We start from the raw sequence: 22,379 nt of genomic DNA, 5'->3' as shown, positions 1-22,379 counted from the left end.
TATGAATAAGCAAAGGTGTGTTTATGCCCTATCTATTGCTTTGTATTGGTTGCGTTTTTTTAGGATTAGGTGTTCTTGGTCTTTTTGTACCAAGTCTTCAATCTTTGGACTTGCTCACTGTTCAAACATTGAGTCACCATCGTTTAGATTATCTTAATAGTATAACCACCTTTCTTGCACGCGTAGGCGGCATGCCTTTTGTATGTTTTTTATCCTTTCTAGTATGTATATATTTAGCATGGTATAAAAAATATATTACTGTTATTTTCATTAGCTTGGGAGTTATTGGCAGTATCACCATGGGTTGGCTGCTCAAGTGGTGTGTTAACCGGCCTAGACCTCCTGAGGCATATCATATTGTTGAAAGTTACGGTGCATCGTTCCCAAGTGCACATAGTGTTTATGCATCAACACTGGCTTGTCTGGCAATGATTATGTTATGCCATAAGCACAACATTAACTCTCCTTATATTGTTTTGATCTCCTGTCTTTGGTTTGTGTGTATGGGGCTTTCAAGAATATATGCAGGAGTTCATTTCCCAACAGACGTACTCGCTGGTTGGGGCATTGGTTTTATTTGGATTGCACTGCTTTGGCTCTGGTTATTACAAACACAAAGTAGGTTAAGTAGAAAACAAATATATTTTTAGATTTTATCTAAACGAGGTGGAACAATGATGTCGGCTAAGCTTTGGGCACCAGCCCTTACTGCTTGCGCATTAGCAACAAGTATCGCGCTTGTTGGTTGTAGCAAAGGCTCCGATGAGAAACAGCAAGCTGCTGCTGCTCAGAAAATGCCGCCTGCAGAAGTAGGTGTTATTGTTGCTCAACCACAAAGTGTTGAACAAAGCGTTGAGCTTTCAGGCCGTACTTCAGCATATCAAATTTCTGAAGTTCGTCCTCAGACAAGTGGCGTGATTTTAAAACGTTTATTTGCTGAAGGAAGCTATGTTCGTGAAGGTCAGGCGCTTTATGAGCTCGACTCTAGAACGAACCGTGCAACGTTAGAAAATGCAAAAGCATCACTCCTACAACAACAGGCAAATCTAGCTTCACTACGTACCAAGTTAAATCGTTATAAACAACTTGTTTCTAGTAATGCTGTGTCTAAACAGGAATATGATGACTTACTTGGTCAAGTCAACGTTGCAGAAGCACAAGTTGCAGCAGCTAAGGCTCAAGTAACAAATGCAAATGTAGATCTTGGTTATTCTACAATTCGCTCTCCTATTTCTGGCCAATCTGGTCGTTCTTCAGTAACGGCTGGTGCTTTGGTTACTGCAAACCAGACTGACCCGTTGGTAACGATTCAACAATTAGATCCTATCTATGTTGATATTAATCAGTCTAGTGCTGAGTTATTGCGTTTACGTCAACAACTAAGCAAAGGCAGTTTAAATAACAGTAACAACACGAAAGTAAAATTAAAGCTTGAAGATGGTTCTACCTATCCAATCGAAGGGCAACTTGCTTTCTCTGACGCTTCTGTAAACCAAGATACAGGAACAATTACATTACGTGCCGTATTCTCTAACCCGAATCATTTATTGCTTCCGGGTATGTATACCACTGCGCAAATTGTTCAGGGCGTTGTTCCAAATGCTTACCTGATTCCTCAAGCTGCCATTACTCGTTTACCTACAGGACAAGCTGTAGCGATGCTTGTTAATGCTAAAGGGGTTGTTGAGAGCCGTCCTGTTGAAACCTCTGGTGTTCAAGGACAAAACTGGATTGTGACTAACGGCTTAAAAGCCGGCGATAAAGTCATTGTTGATGGTGTTGCCAAAGTTAAAGAAGGGCAAGAAGTATCAGCAAAACCTTATCAAGCTCAACCAGCAAACTCTCAAGGTGCAGCACCAAATGCTGCGAAACCGGCTCAATCAGGTAAACCTCAAGCAGAACAGAAAGCAGCTTCAAATGCATAAGGGGTAGATTGAATGGCACAATTTTTTATTCATCGCCCCATATTTGCGTGGGTGATTGCATTAGTCATTATGTTGGCGGGTATTCTTACGCTAACAAAAATGCCTATTGCACAATATCCAACGATTGCACCACCAACCGTAACGATTGCTGCGACTTATCCTGGTGCATCGGCTGAAACAGTTGAAAATACTGTAACCCAGATCATTGAACAACAAATGAATGGTCTTGATGGCTTACGTTATATTTCATCTAACAGTGCTGGTAATGGTCAGGCATCTATTCAATTAAACTTTGAACAAGGTGTTGACCCTGATATTGCACAGGTTCAAGTTCAAAACAAATTGCAATCTGCAACTGCGCTTTTACCTGAAGATGTACAACGTCAAGGTGTAACAGTTACTAAATCTGGTGCGAGCTTCTTGCAAGTTATTGCATTCTATTCACCAGATAACAACCTGTCAGACTCTGATATTAAAGACTATGTAAACTCGTCAATTAAAGAACCGCTTAGCCGTGTTGCCGGTGTTGGTGAGGTACAGGTCTTCGGTGGCTCATACGCAATGCGTATCTGGCTTGATCCAGCTAAATTAACAAGCTATCAACTTACGCCTAGTGATATTGCAACTGCCTTACAAGCGCAGAACTCGCAAGTTGCCGTAGGTCAGTTAGGTGGTGCTCCGGCTGTACAAGGTCAAGTTCTTAACGCAACAGTAAATGCACAAAGCTTATTGCAGACTCCTGAACAGTTTAAAAATATCTTCTTAAAGAACACAGCATCAGGTGCTGAGGTTCGATTAAAAGATGTTGCTCGCGTAGAATTAGGTTCGGATAACTATCAATTCGACTCGAAGTTTAACGGTAAACCGGCAGCTGGTCTTGCAATTAAAATTGCAACAGGTGCTAACGCACTCGACACAGCCGAAGCAGTTGAACAACGTTTATCTGAACTACGTAAGAACTATCCAACAGGTCTTGCAGATAAACTGGCTTATGACACGACTCCATTTATCCGTCTTTCAATTGAAAGTGTAGTACACACATTAATTGAAGCCGTGATTTTGGTATTCATTGTCATGTTCCTATTCTTACAAAACTGGCGTGCAACGATTATTCCAACGCTTGCAGTTCCAGTAGTTGTATTAGGTACATTTGCGGTCATTAATATCTTTGGCTTCTCAATTAATACCTTAACCATGTTCGCTATGGTATTGGCAATCGGTCTTCTGGTCGACGACGCCATTGTTGTAGTCGAAAACGTTGAACGTGTGATGAGTGAAGACCATACCGATCCGGTTACCGCCACTTCTCGCTCAATGCAGCAGATTTCTGGTGCGTTAGTAGGTATTACCAGCGTATTGACAGCGGTATTCGTACCAATGGCTTTCTTTGGTGGTACAACAGGTGTAATTTACCGCCAGTTCTCGATTACCCTTGTAACTGCAATGGTTCTGTCGTTAATTGTAGCGTTGACGTTCACACCGGCACTTTGTGCAACTATCTTGAAACAGCATGATCCTAATAAAGAACCAAGCAATAATATCTTTGCGCGTTTCTTTAGAAGCTTTAACAATGGTTTTGACCGCATGTCGCATAGCTACCAAAATGGTGTTAGCCGCATGCTTAAAGGCAAAATCTTCTCTGGCGTGCTCTATGCTGTTGTAGTTGCCCTTTTAGTCTTCTTGTTCCAAAAACTCCCGTCTTCATTCTTACCAGAAGAAGATCAGGGTGTGGTCATGACACTTGTACAATTACCACCAAATGCAACGCTTGACCGTACCGGTAAAGTGATTGACACCATGACTAACTTCTTTATGAATGAAAAAGATACCGTGGAATCTATTTTCACTGTTTCTGGTTTCTCATTCACAGGTGTTGGTCAAAACGCGGGTATTGGCTTCGTTAAGTTGAAAGACTGGAGCAAACGTACGACACCAGAAACTCAAATTGGTTCATTGATTCAGCGTGGTATGGCATTAAATATGATCATTAAAGATGCATCATACGTTATGCCGTTACAGCTTCCAGCAATGCCTGAACTTGGTGTAACTGCCGGATTTAACTTGCAGCTTAAAGATTCAAGTGGTCAAGGCCATGAGAAACTGATTGCAGCTCGTAATACGATTTTAGGTTTGGCATCACAAGATAAACGTCTTGTAGGTGTGCGTCCAAATGGTCAGGAAGATACTCCTCAGTATCAAATTAATGTAGATCAGGCTCAAGCTGGTGCTATGGGCGTTAGTATTGCCGAAATCAACAATACAATGCGTATTGCATGGGGTGGCTCATACATTAACGATTTCGTTGACCGTGGTCGTGTGAAAAAAGTTTATGTTCAAGGTGATGCGGGCAGCCGTATGATGCCTGAAGACTTAAACAAATGGTATGTACGTAATAACAAAGGTGAGATGGTTCCATTCTCGGCGTTTGCTACAGGCGAATGGACGTATGGTTCTCCACGTCTCGAACGTTATAACGGCGTGTCATCAGTTAACATTCAAGGTACACCTGCACCTGGCGTGAGCTCTGGTGATGCCATGAAAGCAATGGAAGAAATTATTGGTAAGTTACCGTCTATGGGCTTACAAGGTTTCGACTATGAATGGACAGGCTTATCACTTGAAGAACGTGAGTCTGGTGCTCAAGCGCCGTTCTTATACGCACTTTCATTGTTAATCGTATTCCTTTGCTTGGCTGCACTATATGAAAGCTGGTCAATTCCGTTCTCGGTTTTACTTGTGGTACCACTTGGTGTCATTGGTGCAATCGTATTGACCTACTTGGGCATGATTATTAAAGGAGATCCAAATCTCTCAAATAACATTTACTTCCAGGTAGCGATTATTGCGGTTATCGGTCTTTCTGCAAAAAATGCGATCTTGATTGTTGAATTCGCAAAAGAATTGCAGGAAAAAGGTGAAGATCTACTTGATGCAACCTTACATGCTGCAAAAATGCGTTTACGTCCAATTATCATGACCACCCTTGCCTTCGGTTTCGGTGTACTTCCACTTGCACTTTCAACAGGTGCCGGTGCAGGAAGTCAGCACTCTGTAGGCTTTGGTGTACTTGGTGGCGTACTCAGCGCGACGTTCTTAGGTATCTTCTTTATCCCTGTATTCTATGTGTGGATTCGTAGTATCTTTAAGTACAAACCAAAAACCATAAACACTCAGGAGCATAAATCGTGATGCAAAAAGTATGGTCTATTTCAGGTCGTAGCATTGCGGTATCTGCACTTGCGCTTGCTTTGGCAGCTTGTCAAAGCATGCGCGGCCCAGAACCAGTCGTGAAAACCGATATACCACAAAGCTATGCATATAACAGCGCTTCTGGTACGTCTATTGCTGAACAGGGTTATAAACAGTTCTTTGCTGACCCGCGTTTGCTTGAAGTGATTGATTTGGCTCTTGCCAATAACCGTGACTTACGTACAGCAACGCTCAATATTGAACGTGCTCAACAGCAATATCAGATTACACAGAACAACCAGCTTCCAACAATCGGTGCAAGTGGTAGTGCAATTCGTCAGGTTTCTCAAAGCCGTGATCCGAATAACCCCTACTCTACTTATCAAGTAGGTTTGGGTGTAACTGCTTATGAGCTAGATTTCTGGGGTCGTGTTCGTAGCCTCAAAGATGCTGCTTTAGATAGTTATCTTGCAACACAAAGTGCTCGTGATTCGACTCAAATCAGTCTGATTAGCCAAGTTGCTCAAGCATGGTTAAATTATTCGTTTGCAACAGCAAACTTAAGACTGGCAGAGCAAACGCTTAAAGCACAGTTAGATTCTTACAATCTCAACAAAAAACGTTTTGATGTAGGTATCGACAGTGAAGTTCCATTACGTCAAGCACAGATTTCCGTAGAAACTGCGCGCAATGATGTAGCGAACTACAAAACTCAAATTGCCCAAGCACAAAACTTGTTGAACTTGCTTGTAGGCCAACCTGTTCCACAAAACTTGTTACCTACACAACCTGTGAAACGCATTGCTCAACAAAATGTGTTTACTGCCGGTTTACCAAGTGACTTGTTAAATAACCGTCCGGATGTAAAAGCTGCTGAATACAACTTAAGCGCTGCGGGTGCGAATATCGGTGCTGCAAAAGCACGTTTATTCCCAACCATTAGCTTAACGGGTTCGGCTGGTTATGCATCAACTGACTTAAGTGATCTATTTAAGTCTGGTGGTTTTGTATGGTCAGTTGGTCCAAGCTTAGATTTACCAATCTTTGACTGGGGTACACGCCGTGCCAATGTAAAAATTTCTGAAACCGATCAGAAAATTGCATTGTCTGATTATGAAAAATCAGTTCAATCTGCGTTCCGTGAAGTTAATGACGCGCTTGCAACTCGTGCCAACATTGGTGAGCGTTTAACAGCACAACAACGTCTAGTAGAAGCGACTAACCGCAACTACACACTCTCAAATGCCCGCTTCCGTGCTGGTATTGATAGTTACTTGACTGTTCTTGATGCGCAGCGTTCTTCATATGCAGCTGAACAAGGTTTGTTATTGCTTCAACAAGCAAACTTAAACAACCAAATCGAGTTATACAAAACTCTAGGTGGTGGTTTAAAAGCAAATACTTCAGATACAGTGGTACACCAACCATCTAGTGCTGAACTTAAAAAGCAATAAGTTTTAAATCACTTTCTTATAAAAGCTCACTTCGGTGGGCTTTTTTATTGCAACTCATCTGAATATTTTTTATCTTGAAAGCTTAAGAAATTTAGTTTGATAAAAAACAATGTTATTAAGTAATTTAGAAAGTGTTCCAGGCCACCAAATTTTAAAGCAGCTTGATGTTGTTTACGGGAGTACCGTCCGTAGTAAGCATGTGGGTCGCGACTTGATGGCAAGTTTAAAAAATATTGTAGGTGGTGAACTTACGGGTTATACCGAATTATTAGAAGAATCTCGCCAAGAGGCTATGCAACGTATGATTGTAAAAGCCCAGCAACTTGGTGCCAATGCAATTGTGGGTATTCGTTTTTCAACTTCAAATATTGCCCAAGGTGCTTCTGAATTATTCGTATATGGCACAGCAGTAGTTGTGCAGCCTCAAACACCTCATCTACCCGATCCATTTAGTGCATAGGTAGAAAATGGAAAATCTTATTTTTCAGCTTGTTATTTTTCTCATTCTTTTCAGTATTGGTTGGGCTTTTGGCCGCCATATTGAACGAAAACATTTAAATGAACTTCTAGAAAAAGAGCAACGATTTGCCCATATCAGAATTGATACCAATCGTTTTGCCACAAGCGACCAGTTGGGTCATTTTATTAGCAGTAATGTGGTTATTTCGCATGACTACTTTAAATATGTGCTGGCCTCTATAAAAAATATTTTAGGTGGTCGGCTGACCAGTTATGAAAGTATTGTTGAACGTGCTCGCCGCGAGGCGATTGTACGACTAAAACAACAAGCTCAAAGTGTCGGTGCCAATCACATTATGGGAGTTCGGCTGAGTACAACCGAACTGGGTATGCAAGGTGGAATGGTAGAGGTATTTGCCTACGGAACAGCAGTCAAAGATTAAACTGACCCATAGCAGAAAAATGTATACGCGGATTGCCAATATTTTTAGTTAAGTGTTGGCAAATTCCGGTAATTTTCCATATGCCCCGTTGTTTTGCCAAAGTAAAATAATAGCGACCAAAAGAATGAAAATAATCATTTTCCGAAAAACGATAAATTTGATAATTACATTCTAACCATGCTTGGTCTTGTTCAATCCGAATAAGAGGATTGCTTAAATTGTGCTGTAGCCGCAAATGTGACAAAGCTTGTTGCCGTGAACCTTTATATTCATGACAAGACACCACACATAAAGGCTCCCCTCTAAACTGCAAATAGTCCACCTCAAGTTGATCGGCTAACAACTCATCAAACGCATCCCAATTTTTCTGGTCAAAAACCAATTGAAAACGCGTAATGACCTCTAAAATACGATGGTAGTCTTGATCCATGGTGAACCTTCTATGCGGGTTTTTCCATCAATTTAGCACGGCGAAATCTTTTTTTTATTTCACTTTTGTTTTCCGGATCATTTTATAGAGTAGTTTCGGTGACATACGGGAAACCATCACGCCTAATTTTTCTTTAGTACCGCCCACTACAATATATTCCTGTCCTTGCATTAATGCCTTAACTGACTGTTCTGCAAAAACATCGGCTTCTAGTCCATTTTCGATTGCTTCATCTTGATGGCCTTGAGGTTGCCCTGCACCATTTAGTGCATTAAACGAAACATTAGTTTTTACAAAGCCCGGGAAAATAACCGAAACTTCAACGCCCTGATCGGCAACCTCGGCACGTAAACTGTTGGCCCACATGTGAATAGCAGCTTTAGCAGCCGAATAACTGGCACGGTACTGCGTACCTAAAAGCCCTGCTACACTAGAGACAAATACGACTCGGCCAGACTTTTGTTTTAGCATGGTCGGTAATACGGTTTTAGTTAAAGCGACTTGTGAAAAATAATCGACTTCCATAATGGCGCGTTCTGTTGCCATTGTGGTGTCTTGAATAAGAGCACGTTGACTTAAACCCGCATTATTAATAAGCCAGTCAATTCGTCCTTTTGCTTTTAAAATCTGCTCATAAGCCTCTTGAACTTGCTCTTGATTGGTAATGTCTGCAACTACCGACAAGTGCTGATCCGGATGGAGTAAACCAACGCGAACTTCTTCTAACTCTTCAAAGCGACGCGAAGTTAAAATCACTTGAGCACCTTGCAAAGCAAACTCACCAGCTAAAGCTTTACCTAAACCGGAAGAGGCTCCCGTAATCCACACCACTTTATTTTGCAAAGTATCAAGTTTGGCCATTTTAACTTCCTATTATCTTTTTAAATTATGCTGCTTGATGCATGAAGGCCAAAAAGTGGTTGATATAGTGAGTTGCGGTCATTTGATCAACCTGCGTCCCCAATTTTTCCAAACGTTTATAGCCCAAATGCGTTGTCATATTAATGACCCCATTTAGGGTTTTATCGACAACCAAATTAAATTTTAAACGTTTTTTAGGTTCACGTACTAGGCTTGTTACACCTAAATCCACAATTTGAATTAAGGTCTGAAAAGCTTTTTCTACGCTTTGCATATTGCCCTCACGTATTTGTTCAGTCAGTGTTTGGGCCTGTTGTACAAGTTGAGGTGTGATCGGGTATGTAATATAAACCTCTTGCTCACGTTCTTTCATGAGTGAGGTCATATAATCAACTAAAGGTAATAGTCGTTCATTACCGAAAAAAGAGACTGACCAAGGCATATATTTTCGGAAAGTATCTAAAATTTGCCGAAGAACTTTCTCGGACTCATACCGCTGTTTTTGAGTCATAGTAGAGTTGTCTTGCTCATCCTTTAACAATACAGAGAAAACTTGCTCAATAATTTCACACGACAAATCGGAAAGAACATCCCCCAATACTTTCGACTGGCTTTCTCTTACCCCAGCATGTAATTTCTCTCGAATTGAAGCAAACTGGGTATAGGTTGAATCGGAAATCTTTAAAAAAACTTTGTAGCTCATGTGTCGCATCCCTTTTCAATTCTTTTGTAATTTTTCTGCCGTGCCGCTACACGATTAAATTGTGATCCATGCTTCATAAATCTACCGTTTTTTGAAAAAAATACAAAACCGTTTATCTGTTTTCAGCACATTAATTTCGAGGCAATTTTTTGCTACAATAGATGCAATTTTTTATGCATATTCGATCTAAGCTACTATGACTGACGCTCAAACCGCTCAAAATATTGCCACCACTTACGATCCAACCGAGATCGAAAAGAAGTGGTACAAAACGTGGGAAGAACAAGGTTACTTCAAACCTTCTGGTCACGGTGAATCATTCTGTATCATGATTCCACCACCAAACGTCACTGGTAGTTTGCACATGGGCCATGGCTTTAACAATGCCATTATGGATGCCCTCACCCGTTATAACCGTATGATGGGTAAAAACACTTTGTGGCAACCGGGTACTGACCATGCTGGTATTGCAACTCAAATGGTTGTTGAGCGTCAACTTGGCTTACAAGGTATCACTCGTCACGACTTAGGCCGTGAAAAGTTCATCGAAAAAGTTTGGGAATGGAAAGAGCAATCTGGCGGCACAATTACCAAACAAATTCGCCGTTTAGGTTCGTCTGTAGACTGGTCACGTGAACGCTTCACGATGGATGAAGGTTTATCAAACGCCGTTAAAGAAGTATTCGTTCGATTGCACGAAGACGGTTTAATTTACCGCGGTAAGCGCCTTGTAAACTGGGACCCTAAACTTCAAACTGCTCTTTCTGACCTTGAAGTAGAAAGCAAAGAAGAAAAAGGCTCACTTTGGCACTTTAAATATTTCTTTGAAGATAAATCAGTTAAAACTCAAGATGGCAAAGACTATCTCGTAGTTGCAACGACTCGTCCTGAAACTTTACTTGGTGATACTGCTGTTGCTGTTCACCCAGAAGATGAGCGTTATGCGCACCTTGTTGGTAAAAATATTGTATTGCCAATTACTGGTCGTTTAATTCCGATCGTTGCTGACGACTACGTTGAAAAAGACTTCGGTACTGGTTGTGTAAAAATCACCCCTGCTCATGACTTTAACGACTATGAGTTAGGTAAACGCAATAGCTTGCCAATCATTAATATCTTCAACAAAAACGCCGAAGTTTTAGGTGAGTTTGAATATATTGCCAAAGCTGGTGAACAAATATCTAAAACTATTACTGCCCCTGCAGATTATGCTGGTTTAGAGCGCTTTGAAGCACGTAAAAAATTAGTTGCTCAAGCGGAAGCTGAAGGCTGGTTAGACCAAATCCAACCGTATGACTTAAAAGCGCCACGCGGTGACCGTTCAGGCGTGATTATTGAGCCATTATTAACTGACCAATGGTACGTAAAAATTGCGCCTCTTGCAGAGCCTGCAATTGAAGCGGTTCAAGATGGTCGTATTAAGTTTGTTCCAGAGCAGTACAGCAACATGTACATGGCATGGATGCGTGACATTCAAGACTGGTGTATTTCACGTCAGCTTTGGTGGGGTCACCGTATTCCAGCTTGGTACGATGCTGATGGCAACATCTATGTTGGCCGTAGCGAAGAAGAAGTTCGCGCGAAAAATAACATCGCGGCTGATGTTGAGCTTAAACAAGACGAAGACGTACTTGATACATGGTTCTCATCTGCACTTTGGACATTCTCTACCTTAGGTTGGCCAGAACAAACGCCTGAACTCAAAACTTTCCACCCGACTGATGTGTTGGTGACTGGTTTTGACATTATCTTCTTCTGGGTTGCCCGTATGATCATGATGACCATGCACTTCATGAAAAATGAAGATGGTTCATCTCAAATTCCATTTAAGACGGTTTACGTTCACGGCTTGGTACGTGATGGTGAAGGTCAGAAAATGTCGAAGTCTAAAGGTAACGTTCTTGACCCATTAGACTTGATTGACGGTATTGATTTAGAAAGCTTAGTCGCAAAACGTACGACTGGCCTCATGAACCCGAAAGATGCTGCGAAGATTGAAAAATCAACGCGTAAAGAATTCCCAGAAGGCATTAATGCTTATGGTACTGACGCAGTTCGTTTCACGTTCTGTGCCCTTGCAAACACGGGTCGTGACATCAAATTCGACTTAAAACGTGTTGAAGGCTACCGTAACTTCTGTAACAAAATCTGGAACGCAACTCGTTTCGTTCTCATGAATGTTGAAGGCCAAACTGTTGGTACCGATGCTCGTCCTGATCTTTGGGAACTTCCAGAACAATGGATTATCAGCCGTCTGCAAAAAGCTGAAGCTGCTGTACACCAAGCGTTTGCAACGTATCGTTTAGACCTTGCTGCTCAAGCGATTTATGACTTTATCTGGAATGAATACTGTGACTGGTACGTTGAGTTAACTAAACCAGTTCTGAACGATGCAGAAGTTTCAGAAGAGCGTAAAGCTGAAGTACGCCGTGTATTGCTTGCTGTGATGGAAGCTTCTTTACGTTTAGCTCATCCATTAATGCCATATTTGACAGAAGAAATCTGGCAAACACTTGCACCAATGCTTGGTCAAGGCGGCCCAACAATTATGACTGCTCAATACCCTATTCCTGAGCAAGCAAAAATCAATGAACAAGCTGAAGCAGATATGCAATGGCTTCAAGGTTTGATTGGTGCGGTACGTAACATTCGCGGTGAAATGGGCTTAGGTAATGCGCGTTTATTACCAGTATTACTTCAAAACATTTCTGATGCTGAACGTGAACAAATTACTCGTATTGAAGCATTGTTCAAAGCATTGGCTAAAGTCGAAAGTATTGAGTTCTTAGGTAAAGACCAAGAACCACCGCTTTCTTCTTCCAGTGTTGTAGGTCATGCATCGGTATTTGTACCAATGAAAGGCTTAATTGACCCTAAAGCTGAGCTTGGCCGTTTGCAAAAAGACTTGGATAAAATCCAAAAGCAACACGACCAAATTGCAAATAAACTTGCAAATGAAGGCTTTGTTTCTAAAGCACCAGCAGCGGTTGTTGAAGGTGAAAAAGCGAAGCTTGCTGAGTTTGCTGCTCAGTTAGAGAAAGTTAAAGCGAATATGGAGCAAATTGCTGCGCTTTAATTTAATTAGTTAAACGAACCCAGAATCTGTGCAAGCAGGTCCTGGGTTTTCTATATTTAAAAATTACTTTTTTTGTAGAATCAGCATATGGAGATGCCATGATTTTATATGACCACTCAACAAAGGAAGATTTTCATTCATTTCTTTATGAAACAATAAATTAAAATCATATAAGAATAGATCAGCTATATCTTGATAAGTAAATCCTATAAATTTTGCAGGTTCTCTAGCAACCCATTCATCTTGAGTCCCCAATAAATCAGCTACCAGAATTCCGCCTTCAGGAAGCGCATTTATAATTCGTTTAATTACACTATAAAAATAGCTTGGCTCACAAAAGAATAGACTTGATGAGGCAATAATTAAGCTTGCAGATGGGAAATTAAAGTCTTCAAAAGATTCATGATAAAAACTAAATCTAGACTCATCTTTAAATCGCTCAGTACAGACTTTTTGTGCATCAATTGAAATATCAAAAGCATGAACATTAAATCCCTTTGAGAGTAGATAAGCAGATTCATTGCCAGCACCACAGCCGCAATCTATAGCAATTAAAGGTAAGTTAGGAAAATGAACTAAAGCCTTTTCTAAAATAGGTCTATGTTTAAGTTCTCTTGATAATTGAATAAATTTTTCATTCATAAATCCGATCTTTTAATTTTTATAATTTCCACACTATATTTTATAAAAAATCCAATCTCAACGATTTCCTATTTCAGAATTTATACCTTATCAAATCATCGGTAGTCTCATGGCTGCACATAAAACCTAGAAACTGATTAAAGCACCCCATGCCCCAACAACATCTCCACCCCTCTCACTTTTTTCATATGCTTTAAACGTTCCTTTTCCCACTTCACCTGCTGCTTTAGCTCAGCACAGTCAGCATCTATAGCTTTATACACATCACTAATATTTACATATTCTGCTTTCACATTCTTTGCTAACTGAAAAGAATCCAAAATCTCAGTAATTTGGCTTTCAAGCTGCTGACTTTGTGCATCCAAAGCAAGTTTATAAAATCGCAACTGTTCGGCAGATAATTCTTTAGCGCCTAGCCCTTTATTCTGTTCAAGCTGTAACTGGAGTTTGAGTAAATAAAACAAATCCTGCTTTTCATAAGCCTGACTTGCCTGTTGGAACAGCTCCGTTTTTTCTAATTTTTTAGTTTCATCTTGCTCACGGTCTGGGTGAATCATCGCGGCAATTTTTAAATAGACTGTTTTAAGTGACTGCGCTGCCATTTGCTCAGCTTGTTCACGTTTCTGTTGTTGTCTTTGCTGTTTAGCTTGTTCCCGCGCTTGTTGTTGCTCAGCAGCGTACTTTTCAAATTCTTCTTCAAACTCTGAACCTTTATCAGCATTTTCTTCATATTCAAATTCTATTGGCTGAGCTTTTTTATTCTTTTTTACCGATTCCCCTGCATGCTGCTGATAAAAAGTATCGATCTGCTTCACTAGCTCCAACTGTTCAGCAGATAGCATTTTGGAGCGTTTCAACATTTGTGCAAGCTGGGCATTTTTTTCATCGAGTTGTTGCATGTCTGCTTTGGAAAACTCATGGCTATGTAACATATTCCAAAGTTGCTCTAACTGTTGAAATAGCACCGCATGCAAATCGCTATACACAGGCATCAGTTTTTGTCGTATGTGCTGTTGAATCTCAGCTTGTGCATTTTGCCAAGCGCTCAGGCTAACTTTTTGCTGTTCTATTTTATCAATCAGGCGATTCAGTTTTTTCTGCTGTGCAGATGGTTCAGACCTTTGCTGCAAGCTCACTTTGAGATCAAAGGACATACTCATCCACCCGAAAAAGAAAAAAGTGTAGCAATAATTATATGAGGAAGGTAGCAAAGCCTTCTTTAAATACGAGTCAGACTAAAGATTTATATCTCAAGAAATCCACCAAATCACTAGTGGCAAAGTCACGGCGGCGCATAACGTTTGAAAGCTAATTACGGCTGCCATGAGCTGACTATCGCCACCCAAAACTTTGGTTAAAATGTATGAAGCAGAAGCAGTCGGTAGCGCAAAGAAAATAACTAAAATTTGAGTTTGCAAGCTTGGTAAATCAAACCACATGCAGACCATATAAGCCAAAGCAGGTACTGCTAAAAGTCGAGCAAACGTATCTGCCGCCAATACCACAATGTCTTTTTTAATTTGCATAAACTGTAAAGCTGCGCCAACACATAACAAACCTAGTGGCAAACTCGACACTGAAAAAAGCTTAATAAACTGAGTAAAGCCTTCCCAAATCGGGAGGTGAAGTGCATTGACTGCTGCCCCGACTACACACGATGCAATTAATGGATTTTTAAGAAGAGCAATCAAAACAGGTTTAATTGCCATGTGTTCTTTAGACGTTAAAGCGAGCACCGAAATAACATTCACAAGCGGAATACAAAGCGCTAATAAAATTGCCAGAATTGCCATTCCTTCACTTTTAAAAAGCGAAGTGACTAGAGCCAAACCAATATAGGTATTAAAGCGAACCATACTTTGTACATGCACACCAAAACGTGCGGGTGGTATGTGCCAAAACATTCGAAGTATGTATAAAAAGGCGGTGACTGCCAAAACTACAATCAACATCGCAATGATGGCTGTACTCAAGCTTTTTAAGCCAATTTTTGCAGTCGAGAGCGTACTAAAAAGCAAAGCGGGGAATAAAATATAGTAATTGAGCTTCTCTGCCCCAGCCCAAAACTCATCGCTAAAAAAACGATATTTTTTAAATAAGTATCCCGATGCAATTAATGCAACTAAAGGAAAAAGAGATAAAACAATACTATTCATTTCTTTACTCGAGTTTTGTTGAGGCTTACTGTTTCGGCAATTAGCTTGGCTTACTCATATATTAAAGATAATGAAAACTCATGATAAAATGAGTTTTTACTCATAATAAGTACAACATGACATTTACCCAGCTTGAAATTTTCGCACTCATTGCTGAACTAAAAAGCTTTACAGCTACCGCAGAAAAGCTGGGAATTTCACAGTCGGCAGTTTCCCATGCGCTTAAATCATTAGAACAACAATGGGGCATTAACCTGATTTCAAGAACTCAAAGCGATATTGAGCTGACGACGACAGGTCAGCAGTTATTAACCCATGTAAAAGAGCTGTTGAGTATTTCCGATACCTTAGAAAAAGAAGTAGCTGCCATTCATGGTTTAAATGAAGGCACATTACGTATCGGTTCTTTTGGAGCTTCATCCTCTATTTATCTATTGCCTGAAATTTTAGAAACCTTTCGGCAACGCTACCCAAAAATCGAAATTTATATCGATGAAGGTGAGGATAAAGAAGTTGCTCAGTGGTTATTAGAGCGACGCATCGAAGTTGGTTTTTTGATTATGCCAGATGAGCGTTTTGATACATTTCCCTTAATTGAAGATCGTTTTGTGGCCCTAATTCCGAGTGGTTACCCGCTCGCGCAGCAACTCTATATTGATCCAGCACAGCTAGAAAATTGTCCTTTCATTATGACAATGGCGGGTAGTCGACATCAGGTCGAATTAATTTTAAAAAATTTTAATGTCAAACCAGATATCAAATTTTATGTTTCACAAATTCTAAGCATTGTGAGTATGGTCCACAACCAGTTAGGGAATTCGATTGTCTCTGATATGGTAATCACCAAAGAGTTACTCTCGCTTTATCCAAACGTAGTTAAACGACCATTTAAACCAAACCTTAAACGTTCTATTGGTCTTGCAGTAAAAAATAAGAAACACATCAGTCCAGCCGTAAAAGCATTTATTGAAGTTGCTCAAGAGGTTTGGTCCGATCATTAATTGAATATAGATAATTTTTAAAAATTTAATAACGATCTCTTTCAGATCAATTTATCAACATATTAGATGACTTGTAACGTAAAAAGTGCCCTTATTGCCCTATCTTGAATAAATCAACGCACCATTTATCGCCAAAATCCTCTATTTCAATCCAAATTGGTGCGCTTATTGCATATTCACTTTTATGCAATTGAGTTTGTTTCGACAAACTTAGGTTTTTAGATTCCTTAAATCTATTTTGGTGCAATTTACAGACCCAGATTTGTTCCAAAATGGAATTTAGCACTTTTTTCGAGCATGCTATGCAAAATGTAGATCTGTTTTTCTTATTACTTGGTGCAGTTTTGGTTCTTGCCATGCACGCAGGTTTTGCATTCTTGGAACTTGGTACAGTTCGCCACAAAAATCAGGTGAACGCGCTTAGTAAAATTCTGACTGACTTTGCCCTCTCCGCAATCGCATATTTCTTTGTTGGCTACTACATTTCGTATGGTCAGCACTTCTTTCATGATGGTACGGTTTTATCCAATGATCATGGTTATAACCTCATGCGTTGCTTTTTCTTACTCACTTTTGCTGCGGCCATTCCTGCCATTATTTCTGGCGGTATTGCAGAACGCGCAAAAATGCGTTCACAAGCGATTGCCACACTCGCATTGGTTGCACTGGTTTATCCGTTCTTCGAGGGAATGGTCTGGAATGGCAACTACGGTCTGCAAAAGTGGTTAGAAACAACTTTTGGCGCAGCTTTTCATGATTTTGCCGGTTCAGTCGTAGTACATGCTATGGGCGGTTGGATTGCACTTGCTGCTGTCATATTGTTGGGCGCACGTTCTGGCCGTTATAAGAAAGATGGTCGTGTAAGTGCTCACCCACCTTCTTCTATTCCATTTTTGGCACTTGGTTCATGGATTTTGATTGTAGGCTGGTTTGGCTTTAACGTGATGAGTGCTCAGCGTGTTGACGCAATCTCTGGTCTCGTTGCGATTAATTCCCTTATGGCAATGGTCGGCGGAACGATTACAGCAAATGCGATTGGAAAAAATGACCCTGGTTTCTTACACAACGGTCCACTTGCGGGTTTAGTCGCTATTTGCGCAGGTTCTGACATTGTTCATCCAGTCAGTGCTCTTGTGATTGGTGGTGCAGCGGGTGCCATGTTCGTGTATCTATTCACCTATACCCAAAACAAACTCAAAGTTGATGACGTTCTTGGTGTCTGGCCGCTACATGGTGTATGCGGTGCATTTGGTGGTATTGCCGTAGGTATTTTTGGTCAAAAATGGCTAGGTGGTTTAGGCGGCGTATCATTCATCTCTCAGCTCATCGGTACAGCACTCGCGATTGCCATTGCACTGGCTGGCGGTTTCATTGTTTATGGCATCCTTAAAGCGACCATTGGCATTCGCCTATCTCAAGAAGATGAGTTCCGTGGTGCAGACTTATCTATTCATAAGATCTCAGCAAACTCTGAAGAAGGTATGTTTTAATACTTTCTAAAGTGCTTAAGGCGACGATACTACTCGTCGCTTTTTTATTTTTTATGGAAAATTGAACTTCTTTCACTAATATAGTTTAAGAGCAATTTAAGGTTAATTTTATGTAATTAGTCGCACCTATTGTCGATTGATATTGCATCAGAATGACTAATCAAAAACTTTTTTTCCAAATTAATATTCTCTTTCTTTTTTTCAGTTTTTTTATTCTTCTATTTGTATTTCCAGTCGGTGGGAAGATTGATATGTACCTCATCCAACCTTGGATTGATTCAACAGGTCATTTTTTCAATCGGGACAATTGGTATCTTGAAAGACTTAATCATGAAATTGTAAAACAAATCATCACCGCCGTTTATGTTATCTTTTTTGGTTTATGGCTTGCGTCATTTAAATTAAAAAAATTAAAACCTTATCGCTGGCAATATGGCTATATGTTTTTTGTCAGTATGCTCGGTAGCAGTATAGTTGGCCTAATAAAATCACAATCTGCTCACGCCTGCCCTTGGAATATGGTTCACCCTAATACTTTAGGAAGCTATATTTGGGACTTTAGCGCTAAACATGGCCATTGTTTTCCAGGCGGTCATGCAAGTGCAGGTTTTATTTTAATGACAGGATATTTTGTTTATCGTCTTGAACAACCTAAACGTGCTTACTTTTATTTATTCTCCGGTATTTTATTAGGTTTCATGATGGGTTGGGCGCAAATGATGCGAGGAGCACATTTCCTAAGCCATAACTTATGGACAGGCTGGGTCGTTTGGGCAATAAATATTTTATTTTATGCGATTTGTATTCATCGTTTTGAGTTCGAAAAACAAGTGAAACAAGAGCTTACGTAATCACGCTCTTGTTTCATGTAAATGTAAGACTTTAGGTAATTTCACTAATACAGAAAGACCGCCAAGCTCTAAGCTCTTATCGAGAGTTAAAGTCCCACCAAGCCTTTGAGTTGCACGATCTACAATAGATAAACCTAGACCACTTCCCACCTCAAGATGGTGATGCACGCGATAAAAACGCTTAAGGACTTTATCGTAATTTTCAGGGTCTATTCCTGCACCGCTATCTTCAATTTGAATACATGCGTAGTGATCTGGATCGGTATAAACTGAAATATTAATAACACCCTGATGCGGGGTGTACTTAATTGCATTATCAATTAAATTAAAAATAATCGAATGTACAGTAGGTTCAATACTATGCATTTCGATGGGTTCATTTCTAACAAAACCTAAATCGATTTCTTTTTGCATAGCCAAGTTAACCAACTGCTCCACACAATTTAATGCCACATCATTGAGTTGAAAATATCCAGTAGGCTCGACCATACTTAAAGTTACATCTTGCTTTGCCAATGCTAAAAGCTGAGTCACCAAATGCTGAATACGTGCCAAACCTTTGCTTAAGTTTTGCAATGATTCATGCTCGGGGAACTGACTTAGCAAAATCTTGGTTTGTAAGTTCAATGCAGTCACAGGTGTTCGTAGTTCATGAGCAGCATCGGCAATAAATTGCTTCTGTTCATTTTGCGCTTTAGAGATGCGCTCAAAAAGACGATTCATTTCGTCAATAGTAGGTAAAAGCTCTTGAGGATAATCATGTACTTCAATTGGAGTGAGTTCTTCGGAATCGCGTTCTTTTAACTCATTTTTAAAATCATCTATTGGTTTTAAACCACGACGAATAATGGCTGCTAAGGCAAATATTGCAAAAGGTAAAATAATTAAATACGGAATAAACATACTGCCCGCAAGCTCCCAAGCGAAAGCTTCACGAACCCTCTCTTGCTGACTGACCTGAATCTGGTAATCCTTCAAAGGTAAAACATAAGTTCTGACTATACCTTGAGCGGTTTTATGAGAATAAAATCCCGCTTGCTCAACAGGTGGAACCAGCAAATGTAAATGATGAGACAAATGGGCCTGATCCTTATAAGCCCAGATATCGATAAACAGATCTTCTTCGTGGTAAGTTTTATGAAAATCGAACTTACTGCTTACAGTTTTTAAAGGGTGCTCAGCTGTTCTTTCCGCTAAATACTTCATTTGAGTATCTAGAATTTCATCGACTTCTTGAAGTGCAACCTTATAAGCACTAAAAATTAAAATACAACCTAAGATGACACTGAAAATTGAGGTGCCCCAAATTAGTCGTTTTTTTAATGAATAATGCACTTTTATGAAGTCCCGAAATTTTAAATTATGATTGCCCCAAACGGTAGCCCAGTCCTCGGATGGTTCGAATAAAATCTTTACCCAGCTTCGCTCTTAAATGGTGAACATATACTTCAATAGTATTACTGGTCACATCACTATCAAAATCATATAACTTATCTTCTAAGTTGGCTTTAGAAAAGATTTTATTTGGGTGAGTCATAAGTGGAATTAAGATTGCCCATTCACGATTTGATAAATCAATGCGTTGGCCTTTAAACGTCGCAATATGCTGTTCAACATTTAAAACCAGATCACCACTTTCTAATTGTTGATCTTGACTCGCAAGTTGAGCTTCTACTCCAGTACGGCGTAGTAATGCATGAATACGGGCAAGCAACTCATCAAACTCATAAGGTTTAATTAAATAATCATCTGCACCCAAATTTAAACCATCGACACGGTTTTGTAATTGATCTCGGGCAGAAATAATTAATACTGGTGTTGCTGCTCTTTGACGGATCTGCTTTAAAACTTGCATACCATCCATCATAGGCAATCCTAAATCCAAAAGAATAAGATCAAATTTAGTCTTCGCCAATTGAGCCAAACCATCTAAACCGTTATTGACCCATTCCACCTCAAATTGATGATATTGCAGCAACGTGATCGTTGATTCTGCAATCATAAAATCATCTTCAATCATCAAGATTTTTGTCATGTTCTAGGCTCGCTTTAGTTTACATGGGCACAAGAGTGCAACATGTCCAGTTGAGGGTTGATGACCTGAGTTTTTACATCCAGCAAACTTAACAAACTTGGGAATAAATTATCCTGACTTAACTTTTGTTTAGTTTGTTGGCTTAAACAATTCACTTGAGCAAGATTATGTTGTTTCCAACTTTCAGAGAACCACATAATCATTGGTACATGTGTTTGTTGGCTCGGTGCGATTGCATAAGGTGAACCATGTAAATATAAACCATGTTCTCCGGTTGATTCGCCATGATCAGATAAATACCATAAACCTGTCTGATATTTTGATATTTCTTTTAGAGTATTAATCATTTGGCTTAATACATGGTCTGTATATACGATTGTATTATCATAACTATTTAGCAATTCGGTTTGCGAACAGCCCTGTATCGCATTCGTATCACAAGTCGGTTTAAAGGGTTGATATGCCTCAGGCGCACGCTTGTAATATGCAGGCCCGTGACTACCCACCTGATGCAAAACAATCAAACGTGGGCGATCATCATCTTTGGCAATAGTAGCCAAATACTGCTTTAAGCTGTCAATGAGAATGTCATCATAACATTCGCCATCTTTACACCATTTTTTCTTTAAGTTTTCTGGAATCTGGTATTGCTCAACGCGATCACATGCACCTTTACAACCCGAGTTATTATCAATCCAAGTCACTTGGTAACCCGCACGTTTTGCAATATCTAGTAAACCTTCACGGTGACTGGCTAATTGCTCATCATAATCTACACGTGGCATACCCGAGAACATACATGGCACAGAAACTGCTGTTGCCGTACCGCATGAGCTCACTTGCGAAAAGTTGAAAATATCTTGTTTAGAAAGCTCCGGGTTCGTATTTTTTGCATACCCATTTAGAGAGAAACTTTCGGCACGTGCCGTTTCACCTACAACAAGTATCATTAACTTAGGGAGGTTCTTTTGTACTCGCTGAACTTGATGAGCATCTTGTCCATATATCACGAGAGGCAGATTTTTCTTCGGAGCCTTCTTATGATAGTAAGACATAAGCGATGAAATACTATTTTGCGGTGAAATCATCCCTTTTAAATCACGATGTTCACGAAATATTGCAGCGAAATCGACATAGTAGGTAAAAAGTAAAACACCGACCACTGCAAATGAAGCTACCAGTGAGAATACTTTCTTCAATAACAACCGTGATACTTTTTCTTGTTTAAATTTAACTTGAGTAATTAAAAAAATGGGTAAAATAACAAAAAAAATTGTCCATAAAACAAAGCGTAAAGAGATTAGATCGGTAACTTCCGAAACATCGGTCTGCACCATATTTTGAATTTGGTCGGGTGAAATAATGACACCCAATGTGTTTACAAAATAAGAGCTAAAGCCACCAATAAATATCAATAAAATTGCAAAGATTTTGGCAGTCCATTTCCAATTTAAGATTTGTAAAACCGCATAATAGGTAGCAACAAGAATTACGAGAGTAGCAGCTAAAAACAAAATAGCCTTTACTCCAAAATATGGAGTTAAAGTATGAACTTGATGATAAAAACCAATATTTAAAATTGCACCTAGCCAAATGGCTATAATGAGATTAAACATAAACAGAGAAATCTGTTTATTTCTTAATGTTGAAAAAAAATTCAGCAT

19 protein-coding genes are annotated in these 22,379 nt (G+C 39.8%); 10 read left to right on the top strand and 9 right to left on the bottom strand.

Translation table 11 applies throughout. The annotated features are described in order from the left end of the window. The first annotated feature begins 23 nt into the window (after positions 1–23). The 6 genes from RFX69_RS00930 to RFX69_RS00905 all read left to right on the top strand — a co-directional run bounded on the left by RFX69_RS00930 (position 24) and on the right by RFX69_RS00905 (position 7,470). Entirely contained in the window at positions 24–650 is a 627-nt protein-coding gene (locus tag RFX69_RS00930) for a phosphatase PAP2 family protein (protein ID WP_001982009.1), read from the top strand. A 24-nt stretch (positions 651–674) separates the two neighbouring features. Continuing rightward, on the top strand, positions 675–1,925 hold the full coding sequence (gene adeI / locus RFX69_RS00925) for a multidrug efflux RND transporter periplasmic adaptor subunit AdeI (RefSeq protein ID WP_000986589.1): 1,251 nt from the start codon (positions 675–677) through the stop codon (positions 1,923–1,925). 12 nt (positions 1,926–1,937) lie between these two features. Further along, complete coding sequence (adeJ, locus tag RFX69_RS00920) at positions 1,938–5,114, top strand: multidrug efflux RND transporter permease subunit AdeJ (protein ID WP_000046678.1); 3,177 nt, start codon at positions 1,938–1,940, stop codon at positions 5,112–5,114. Further along, positions 5,114–6,568 carry a multidrug efflux RND transporter outer membrane channel subunit AdeK gene (adeK, locus tag RFX69_RS00915; protein ID WP_001174793.1) on the top strand — a complete coding sequence of 485 codons (1,455 nt, stop codon included), beginning with the start codon at positions 5,114–5,116 and terminating at the stop codon, positions 6,566–6,568. Before adeJ ends, adeK begins: the two co-directional genes overlap by 1 nt. A gap of 109 nt (positions 6,569–6,677) precedes the next feature. Further along, positions 6,678–7,028, top strand: a complete 351-nt coding sequence (locus RFX69_RS00910) for a YbjQ family protein (protein ID WP_000927246.1) — start codon at positions 6,678–6,680, stop codon at positions 7,026–7,028. Between the two features lie 7 nt (positions 7,029–7,035). Further along, positions 7,036–7,470 (top strand): YbjQ family protein, encoded by a 435-nt coding sequence (locus tag RFX69_RS00905; RefSeq protein ID WP_289332954.1) that lies wholly within the window; start codon positions 7,036–7,038, stop codon positions 7,468–7,470. Here the strand turns inward: RFX69_RS00905 and RFX69_RS00900 are convergent. The 3 genes from RFX69_RS00900 to RFX69_RS00890 are packed head-to-tail and all read right to left on the bottom strand — an operon-like array spanning position 7,460 to position 9,464. Beyond that, the gene (locus tag RFX69_RS00900; protein ID WP_289332953.1) at positions 7,460–7,900 is read right to left on the bottom strand and encodes a nuclear transport factor 2 family protein; all 441 of its coding nucleotides are present in this window, start codon (positions 7,898–7,900) and stop codon (positions 7,460–7,462) included. The two genes, RFX69_RS00905 and RFX69_RS00900, sit on opposite strands and share 11 nt — an antisense overlap. Before the next feature lie 54 nt (positions 7,901–7,954). Continuing rightward, positions 7,955–8,761, bottom strand: a complete 807-nt coding sequence (locus RFX69_RS00895; protein WP_001086059.1) for an SDR family NAD(P)-dependent oxidoreductase — start codon at positions 8,759–8,761, stop codon at positions 7,955–7,957. 25 nt (positions 8,762–8,786) lie between these two features. Then, complete coding sequence (locus RFX69_RS00890; protein ID WP_271056339.1) at positions 8,787–9,464, bottom strand: hypothetical protein; 678 nt, start codon at positions 9,462–9,464, stop codon at positions 8,787–8,789. Positions 9,465–9,660: 196 nt separating this feature from the next. Here RFX69_RS00890 and RFX69_RS00885 point away from each other — a divergent pair, with 196 nt between their 5' ends. After that, positions 9,661–12,540: a valine--tRNA ligase gene (locus RFX69_RS00885; protein WP_000128721.1), complete on the top strand. Its 2,880-nt coding sequence runs from the start codon at positions 9,661–9,663 to the stop codon at positions 12,538–12,540. 63 nt (positions 12,541–12,603) lie between these two features. On the opposite strand, the gene RFX69_RS00880 is transcribed toward RFX69_RS00885, so the two are convergent. The 3 genes from RFX69_RS00880 to RFX69_RS00870 all read right to left on the bottom strand — a co-directional run bounded on the left by RFX69_RS00880 (position 12,604) and on the right by RFX69_RS00870 (position 15,338). Then, positions 12,604–13,182: a methyltransferase domain-containing protein gene (locus RFX69_RS00880; protein ID WP_289332952.1), complete on the bottom strand. Its 579-nt coding sequence runs from the start codon at positions 13,180–13,182 to the stop codon at positions 12,604–12,606. A gap of 137 nt (positions 13,183–13,319) precedes the next feature. Next, positions 13,320–14,336, bottom strand: a complete 1,017-nt coding sequence (locus RFX69_RS00875) for a molecular chaperone DnaJ (protein WP_289332951.1) — start codon at positions 14,334–14,336, stop codon at positions 13,320–13,322. A 96-nt stretch (positions 14,337–14,432) separates the two neighbouring features. Then, entirely contained in the window at positions 14,433–15,338 is a 906-nt protein-coding gene (locus RFX69_RS00870; protein WP_032001064.1) for an AEC family transporter, read from the bottom strand. Positions 15,339–15,454: 116 nt separating this feature from the next. On the opposite strand from RFX69_RS00870, the gene RFX69_RS00865 reads away from it, so the two are divergent. From RFX69_RS00865 to RFX69_RS00855, 3 genes are all read left to right on the top strand, one after another. Beyond that, the gene (locus RFX69_RS00865) at positions 15,455–16,339 is read left to right on the top strand and encodes a LysR family transcriptional regulator (RefSeq protein ID WP_289332950.1); all 885 of its coding nucleotides are present in this window, start codon (positions 15,455–15,457) and stop codon (positions 16,337–16,339) included. 302 nt (positions 16,340–16,641) lie between these two features. Further along, a complete protein-coding gene (locus RFX69_RS00860) occupies positions 16,642–17,829 on the top strand; it encodes an ammonium transporter (RefSeq protein ID WP_002001094.1) in 1,188 nt (395 codons plus the stop codon). A 152-nt stretch (positions 17,830–17,981) separates the two neighbouring features. After that, on the top strand, positions 17,982–18,680 hold the full coding sequence (locus tag RFX69_RS00855) for a phosphatase PAP2 family protein (RefSeq protein ID WP_000184466.1): 699 nt from the start codon (positions 17,982–17,984) through the stop codon (positions 18,678–18,680). On the opposite strand, the gene RFX69_RS00850 is transcribed toward RFX69_RS00855, so the two are convergent. From RFX69_RS00850 to RFX69_RS00840, 3 genes are read right to left on the bottom strand one after another with little or no spacing between them, the layout of a single operon-like run. After that, positions 18,681–20,015 carry a two-component system sensor histidine kinase PmrB gene (locus RFX69_RS00850; RefSeq protein WP_000559381.1) on the bottom strand — a complete coding sequence of 445 codons (1,335 nt, stop codon included), beginning with the start codon at positions 20,013–20,015 and terminating at the stop codon, positions 18,681–18,683. A gap of 25 nt (positions 20,016–20,040) precedes the next feature. Next, positions 20,041–20,715, bottom strand: a complete 675-nt coding sequence (locus RFX69_RS00845; protein ID WP_289332949.1) for a response regulator transcription factor — start codon at positions 20,713–20,715, stop codon at positions 20,041–20,043. A 14-nt stretch (positions 20,716–20,729) separates the two neighbouring features. Then, a complete protein-coding gene (locus RFX69_RS00840) occupies positions 20,730–22,379 on the bottom strand; it encodes a phosphoethanolamine transferase (RefSeq protein ID WP_031946942.1) in 1,650 nt (549 codons plus the stop codon).

This window comes from Acinetobacter sp. 148 (assembly GCF_031196675.1).
Lineage (GTDB): Bacteria > Pseudomonadota > Gammaproteobacteria > Pseudomonadales > Moraxellaceae > Acinetobacter > Acinetobacter baumannii.
The sequence above is the reverse complement of the archived record's forward strand: the minus strand, read 5'-3'. Positions and strand labels throughout refer to the sequence as shown.

Excerpts from the sequence above, each read along its gene's own strand:
- RFX69_RS00930 (WP_001982009.1), top strand. The coding sequence starts at position 24 with ATGCCCTATCTATTGCTTTGTATTGGTTGCGTTTTTTTAGGATTAGGT.
- adeI (WP_000986589.1), top strand. The coding sequence starts at position 675 with ATGATGTCGGCTAAGCTTTGGGCACCAGCCCTTACTGCTTGCGCATTA.
- adeJ (WP_000046678.1), top strand. The coding sequence starts at position 1,938 with ATGGCACAATTTTTTATTCATCGCCCCATATTTGCGTGGGTGATTGCA.
- adeK (WP_001174793.1), top strand. The coding sequence starts at position 5,114 with ATGCAAAAAGTATGGTCTATTTCAGGTCGTAGCATTGCGGTATCTGCA.
- RFX69_RS00910 (WP_000927246.1), top strand. The coding sequence starts at position 6,678 with ATGTTATTAAGTAATTTAGAAAGTGTTCCAGGCCACCAAATTTTAAAG.
- RFX69_RS00905 (WP_289332954.1), top strand. The coding sequence starts at position 7,036 with ATGGAAAATCTTATTTTTCAGCTTGTTATTTTTCTCATTCTTTTCAGT.
- RFX69_RS00900 (WP_289332953.1), bottom strand. The coding sequence starts at position 7,900 with ATGGATCAAGACTACCATCGTATTTTAGAGGTCATTACGCGTTTTCAA.
- RFX69_RS00895 (WP_001086059.1), bottom strand. The coding sequence starts at position 8,761 with ATGGCCAAACTTGATACTTTGCAAAATAAAGTGGTGTGGATTACGGGA.
- RFX69_RS00890 (WP_271056339.1), bottom strand. The coding sequence starts at position 9,464 with ATGAGCTACAAAGTTTTTTTAAAGATTTCCGATTCAACCTATACCCAG.
- RFX69_RS00885 (WP_000128721.1), top strand. The coding sequence starts at position 9,661 with ATGACTGACGCTCAAACCGCTCAAAATATTGCCACCACTTACGATCCA.
- RFX69_RS00880 (WP_289332952.1), bottom strand. The coding sequence starts at position 13,182 with ATGAATGAAAAATTTATTCAATTATCAAGAGAACTTAAACATAGACCT.
- RFX69_RS00875 (WP_289332951.1), bottom strand. The coding sequence starts at position 14,336 with ATGTCCTTTGATCTCAAAGTGAGCTTGCAGCAAAGGTCTGAACCATCT.
- RFX69_RS00870 (WP_032001064.1), bottom strand. The coding sequence starts at position 15,338 with ATGAATAGTATTGTTTTATCTCTTTTTCCTTTAGTTGCATTAATTGCA.
- RFX69_RS00865 (WP_289332950.1), top strand. The coding sequence starts at position 15,455 with ATGACATTTACCCAGCTTGAAATTTTCGCACTCATTGCTGAACTAAAA.
- RFX69_RS00860 (WP_002001094.1), top strand. The coding sequence starts at position 16,642 with ATGCAAAATGTAGATCTGTTTTTCTTATTACTTGGTGCAGTTTTGGTT.
- RFX69_RS00855 (WP_000184466.1), top strand. The coding sequence starts at position 17,982 with ATGACTAATCAAAAACTTTTTTTCCAAATTAATATTCTCTTTCTTTTT.
- RFX69_RS00845 (WP_289332949.1), bottom strand. The coding sequence starts at position 20,715 with ATGACAAAAATCTTGATGATTGAAGATGATTTTATGATTGCAGAATCA.
- RFX69_RS00840 (WP_031946942.1), bottom strand. The coding sequence starts at position 22,379 with ATGCTGAATTTTTTTTCAACATTAAGAAATAAACAGATTTCTCTGTTT.